The following is a 5,496-nucleotide window of genomic DNA, read 5'->3' on the forward strand; positions in this document are numbered from 1 at the left end:
GCGCGGCGGTGGGCGGCGCCCGCGCCGAGGGAGACGACCGAGCGGCCGGCCGGGGCGAAGCGGGCCAGGATGACCAGGGGGCCGCCGCCGCGGGCCAGGGCCTGGCCGAGACGTTCCTGCGCGGTGGTGAGGCGGCGGGAGCGGGAGATCGCGCGGTCCAGACGTTCGCCGCCCAGCCAGGCCAGCCGGTACGCCACCAGGTCGCCCAGGACGGACGCGGTGGCCGCGCACGCGATCAGCGCCAGGATGCTGGGCACCTCGTGCGGCACGGGAACGGCGTCGGCCGCCGCGCCGGTGCCCGCTGCCGCCGCCGTCGCGGCCGCGATGACCAGGACACCGCTCGGCAGGACCGGCAGGAACACATCAAGGAGTACGGACAAGGCGACCATGGCGTAGATCCATGGGCTGCCGGTCAGCGACCCCACACTCTCGAACAACGCGGCTCCCCGTGAACTCCCCCGTGGGCCGCGGCAAGAACGGCCAGTGACAGCCATACAGCGTACGCCTGGGTGGTGACAGGAGATTCACGGGGGGCACGTGTGATCCGCACAGTGTGTTCACCCGGCTGCCCCGTCCCGAGGGGCGGGGCGGGCCCGCATCCCGTAGCAACGTAAAGAGGCTCCAAGCGCAGCCAAGCGCATACAAGCGCATCACAACGTGAGGAACGGTACACATCATGGTGGCAGGCATATGCGCGGGCGCCGTCGTCGCGGCACTGCTGGCGAGCGGCACAGGCGGCACCGCCGCCGCGTCCGGCGCCCCGGACGGCTTCTGGATGCGGACGGACGCGCGGTTCGCGCCGGTCGGCGCCCTCGTGCCGTCGGCGGCGGTGACGTACGACAACAAGCTGGTGCCCGCCGCCGCGTGGATCGAGGTGAGTCAGCACACGACCGTCAGCGGGACTACGACCGTCAAGCTCCGGGTCGACGGCATGGTGCCGGGGCACGCCTACGCCGTCCATGTGCACCAGAAGCCGTGCGGCGCCGACCCCGCCGCCGCGGGCGGCCACTTCCAGCACAAGCCGTCCACCGCCCCGGCCGACATCACTGCCGACAACGAGGTCTGGCTGGACTTCACGGCCGACGAGCACGGCGCCGCCGAGTCGGGCGCCCGGCACGACTGGACCTTCCGGCAGGGCGAGGCGTCCTCCGTCGTGATCCACGACATGCCGGGCAGCAAGGTCCGCGCCGCCTGCTTCACCGTGCCGTTCGGCTGGGCTCCCTGACCTGCTGATACGCCCAGGGGCAGGCGCCGGCCGACGGCGTCCGCCCCTCCGCCACCTCACGGAGCACCGCCCGCGCCACCGCGTCGGCGTCCGACAGCGTCACCGAGTCCACCCCCGGCCGGGCGCCCGCCGCCGTCACCCAGTGCACGCCCTCCGTGGGCACCCCGAACGCGAACCGCCGTGCGTGGACGCCTCCTTGACGGTCTATCAGACGGTACGGGCGCGGCGTCACATCCAGCCCGCCCGTCTCGTAACCGTCCACCGTGTGCGGCCGGCACCGGCCCGTCTTCAGCAGCCGGCCGAGCAGTTCGTCGGCGGTGCGGCGCACATCCGGCTCGGGCAGGCGCGCCTCGATGAGAGTCGTCACCCGCACCGCCGAGCCCGGCACCACAGGCGAGCGCGCCACCCACGCGCCGTCCGCCTCCCGCACCTCCAGCCGCGGCCCGAGCACCTCCACCACGCCCGCCGCCACCAGCGCGGCCAGCTCCTCGATACGGCGGCGGGGCGGGCCGATGGACAGGAACGCGTTGAGCGGGGTGTACCAGCGGTCCAGGTGGTCCCGGCGGGAGGCGCCCGCGAGGCCCCCGTGGTCGACGACCAGCCGCAGTTCGTTGCGCAGATCGCGCAGCACGTCCAGGGCCGCCTTGAGCGGGCCGTCCACATTGCCGAGCGCCGCGTGCTCGGCGTCCTCGCGCAGATACGACAACAGCCAGTCCCGCCAGGCCGCCGGGTGCGCGAGATCGCGTTCCGTGTACGGGCGGGACAGCCGGTCCCAGCTCCAGCGCTCGGCGCTCGCGACCCCGAACTCGTCGAGAATCAGGGCCTCTTGGGGATCGCGGTGCGGGACGGCCAGAAAGCGCTCGGTGAACTCCGTGAAATCCGCGGACGCCGTCTTGAACTCCGGGCGCCGGGAGGGTCGTAGCAGAGCCGTGTAGTAGACCGTCTCGACCTCCTTCGCGACCAACGGCCATATCTCCGTGAGGAATTCGGGTGGCTCGCCGGAGTCGGCGCGTTTGCGGAAGGCGGATATCGCCTCGGGGGTGAGGAGGCGGGGGGTGTGGCGGCCGTAGGGGCCCTTCGCGTTGTCGCCGCGGGCCTGGTACGGGATGCCTCGGCGTGAACCGGCGTACAGGCGGGGCTCGTTGCCCGAGGGGAGGTAGCGCAGGCCGCCGGACCTCGCGCGGACGAAACGGCCGCCCCTGCCCGTCGTCAACAGGGCTGTGTGGTCGAAGAAGTTGAGGCCCAGGCCGCGCAACAGGACTGGTTCGCCCGGCCGTACGACGGACAGGTCGACGTCGGCCGGGTTGGCGGGCGGGAGATGGCGCAGGCCGTGCTGGTCGGCGTAGGCGGTGAGGCGGAGCTGGGTGGTGTCCGCGGCCGTCGGGAGGTGGCCCTGCGCCAGGACCACGGCCGAAAGGGCGGACAGGGTACGGCCGTTGTCCAGGGTGAGGGCCTGGTGGCCGTCGGGTGTGTCGTCGAGGCGTACCGCGCGGGCCCGGTGGGTCGCGACCCGCACGGAGTCGGGCGCCTCGCGGACGGTGCGGGCGAACACCCACTCCAGATAGCGGCCGTAGTGGGCGCGGGTGGGGTAGTCGTCCGGGCCCAGTTCGGCGGGCGCCCACTCGTGCAGGCTGGGGCCGGGGCGGACCGGGCCCGAGCAGTCGACGCCGGCGTCGGTGAAGAGGGTCACCTGGGAGGCCACGGTGTTCATCAGCAGTTCGGGGGACTGCGCGGAGCGCCAGACGCGGCCGGGGCCCGGGGGCGCCGGGTCGACGACGTGGACGGTGAGGCGGGCGCCGGGCGGGAGGAGTTCCGGCGCCGAGGCGCAGAGGCGTTCCAGGACGCTGGTGCCGCGCGGACCGGCGCCGACCACGGCGACGGAGACGCGGGCCGGGAGGGGGACCGGCTCGCCGTCGGACGCGTTCACTACAGACAAAAGAGTGACTCCCGGGCGTGTGGGGGCGCAATGGAGCAGACCGCCCACCGGGAAAGCGGACGGCCTGCTTCATCATGCCGGTACCGAGGTCACGAGGGTGTGAGCGGGGACTCCTCCACGGTCTTCAGTGTCCTGTCCGCCCGTGCCTGCTCCAGTCGCAGCCGGGCCGAACGGCCGTGCAGCGTCAGGGTCATGAGCTGGTTGCCGAACCAAGGGCCGCCCTTTTTGCGCCACTTGACGGAGGGGTGGGGGCACCGGCCGTGCCGGGCCAGTCGTCGGCCGAGACCACGGGCCACGGCGCTCCAGCCGAAGCGGAAGCCGACCCGGATGTACGCGGGGATGGAGTTGTGGACGGGGGAGCAGGTGAGCTGGAGGACGCGGGAACTCGGTTGCCCTGTCCGCCACTTGGGCTCCGCGACGTACGCGTGATGGACGTCCCCCGACAGCACGAGCACCGACGCCGGCGCGCCGTCCCCCGAACCCACCTCGGCGATCAGGTCCGCCAGTTGCTCGAACGACTCCGGGAAGGCCGCCCAGTGCTCCAGGTCGGCCGCCCGGCGCAGCTTCTCGCCGAAGTCGGCCCAGCGGGGCCCCCGTTCGCCTCGGGACAGCGCCGCGTCCCAGGACTCGGCGTCGTGGATCAGATGCGGCAGCAGCCAGGGGAGCGAGGTGCCGATGAGGAGGTGGTCGTAGGAACCGGGGTCGGCCAGCGCCTCGGTGCGCAGCCAGTCGGCCTCGCCGGGGTCGAGCATCGCGCGGTGCTGCTCGTCGAGGACGCGGGCGGCCCTGCTGTCCACCATCAGCAGCCGGACGCGGCCGAAGTCGCGCCGGTAGCTCCAGCGGACGCAGGCCGGGTCGGCGTCGGCGCGGGAGGCGAAGGCACGTAGCTCGTCGGTGCCGTCGGGGGTGTCGCGGACCGCCAAGTAGAGGGGATCGGCGGCGAGTTCGGCGGGGGAGAGGTTCCCCAGGTGCTGGTGCACCCAGTACGACATCAGCCCGCTCAGCAGCCGCTCGCGCCACCACGGGGTGGCCCGCATGTCGGCCAGCCAGGCGGCGGAGGTGTTCCAGTCGTCGATGACGTCGTGGTCGTCGAAGATCATGCAACTCGGCACCGTGGACAGCAGCCAGCGGATCTCCGGGTCGAGCCAGGACTCGTAGTAGAGGCGTGTGTACTCCTCGTAGTCCGCGACCTCGCTGCCGGGCGGCTCGCGCAGATCACGGCGGGCCGAGAGCCAGCGGCGGGTTGCGTCGGAGACCTCGTCGGCGTACACCTGGTCGCCCAACAGGACGAGTACGTCCGGCCGTTCGGACTTCGGATCGCGCGCGATGCGCGAGGCCAGTGTGTCCAGGGCGTCCGGGCCCACCGGGTCGTGGTCGTCGGCGGGCGGCGCGGCCCAGCGGCAGGAACCGAAGGCGACCCTGACGGTCCCGTCGGCGTCCGGGGTGTGGATCACCGAGGGCGGGAACGCGGAGTCCGGCAGCGGCCACACCCGCGCGCCGTCCAGGAACACGTCGTACGGCGTCGAGGTCCCGGCCGTGAGGCCCTCCACCGGCACCAACGCGTAGTGGTGGCCCGCCACTTGGAAGGTGCGGGCGGTGCCACCGGCGCCGTCGGCGCAGCGCACCTCGGCGGTGCACGGACGGCTCGCCTCGACCCATACGGTCGCGGACGAGCCGTCGGCGTAGCGAAGCAGTGGTCCAAGGCGCAGTCCGGCCACGGTTGATCACCTTCCTCCGTCGCCCCGTACGGTACGGAACGACGGAGGCCGGCGCCTAGATCCCGTGGAGACCGGGGTGATCAGCAGCCGCTGAGGACCGAGGTCAGCTTGGCCTTCTCGGCCGTGTCGACCGACAGGTCGTAGTAGTACTTCACCTGCACCCAGGCACGGACGTACGTGCAGGCGTACGAGGTGAGCGGGGGCATCCACTCGGCCGGGTCCTGGTCGCTCTTGGACTGGTTGACGTTGTCCGTGACGGCGATCAGCTGCGGCCGGGTGATGTCGTTGGCGAAGGCCTGGCGCTGGGCGGTGGTCCAGTTGCGGGCGCCGGAGTCCCAGGCCTCGGCGAGCGGGACGAGGTGGTCGATGTCCAGGTCGGAGGCGGCGGTCCAGGTGGCGCCGTCGTAGACCGAGTACCAGCTGCCGCTGGTCGCGGTGCAGGCGGAGTTGGTGACGACGTTCGTACCGTCCCGCTTGAGGACGTACTCACGGGTGTTGCAGGTGCCGCTGATCGTGATCCAGGTGGGGAACAGGTCACGGTCGTAGCCGGTCCGGACCTCGGTCGCCACGGTGAGGGAGGCGAGGTAGGTGCGGGCGGTGGCGGCGCTGACGGGGGT

Annotated in this window: 5 protein-coding genes; 1 reads left to right on the forward strand and 4 read right to left on the reverse strand. The window is 72.6% G+C overall.

Annotated features, from left to right (window positions below):
- Nucleotides 1–437, reverse strand: a 437-nt coding sequence (locus JHN63_RS47600) for a DedA family protein (RefSeq protein ID WP_200691371.1), incomplete at its 3' end; no start/stop codon positions are given.
- Between the two features lie 239 nt (nt 438–676).
- Here JHN63_RS47600 and JHN63_RS47605 point away from each other — a divergent pair.
- Nucleotides 677–1,225, forward strand: coding sequence for a superoxide dismutase family protein (locus JHN63_RS47605; protein WP_200691372.1), 549 nt, complete (start codon nt 677–679; stop codon nt 1,223–1,225).
- Here JHN63_RS47605 and JHN63_RS47610 read toward each other — a convergent pair.
- The 3 genes from JHN63_RS47610 to JHN63_RS47620 all read right to left on the reverse strand — a co-directional run.
- Nucleotides 1,197–3,152, reverse strand: coding sequence for an FAD/NAD(P)-binding protein (locus JHN63_RS47610; protein WP_307782161.1), 1,956 nt, complete (start codon nt 3,150–3,152; stop codon nt 1,197–1,199). The genes JHN63_RS47605 and JHN63_RS47610 overlap by 29 nt on opposite strands.
- Before the next feature lie 98 nt (nt 3,153–3,250).
- The gene (locus JHN63_RS47615) at nt 3,251–4,879 is read right to left on the reverse strand and encodes an alkaline phosphatase D family protein (RefSeq protein ID WP_200691374.1); all 1,629 of its coding nucleotides are present in this window, start codon (nt 4,877–4,879) and stop codon (nt 3,251–3,253) included.
- An 80-nt stretch (nt 4,880–4,959) separates the two neighbouring features.
- Nucleotides 4,960–5,496: HNH endonuclease family protein (locus JHN63_RS47620; RefSeq protein ID WP_200691375.1), on the reverse strand; the 537-nt coding region annotated here is incomplete at its 5' end.

It is taken from the genome of Streptomyces sp. MBT65 (genome assembly GCF_016612545.1).
Classification (GTDB): domain Bacteria; phylum Actinomycetota; class Actinomycetes; order Streptomycetales; family Streptomycetaceae; genus Streptomyces.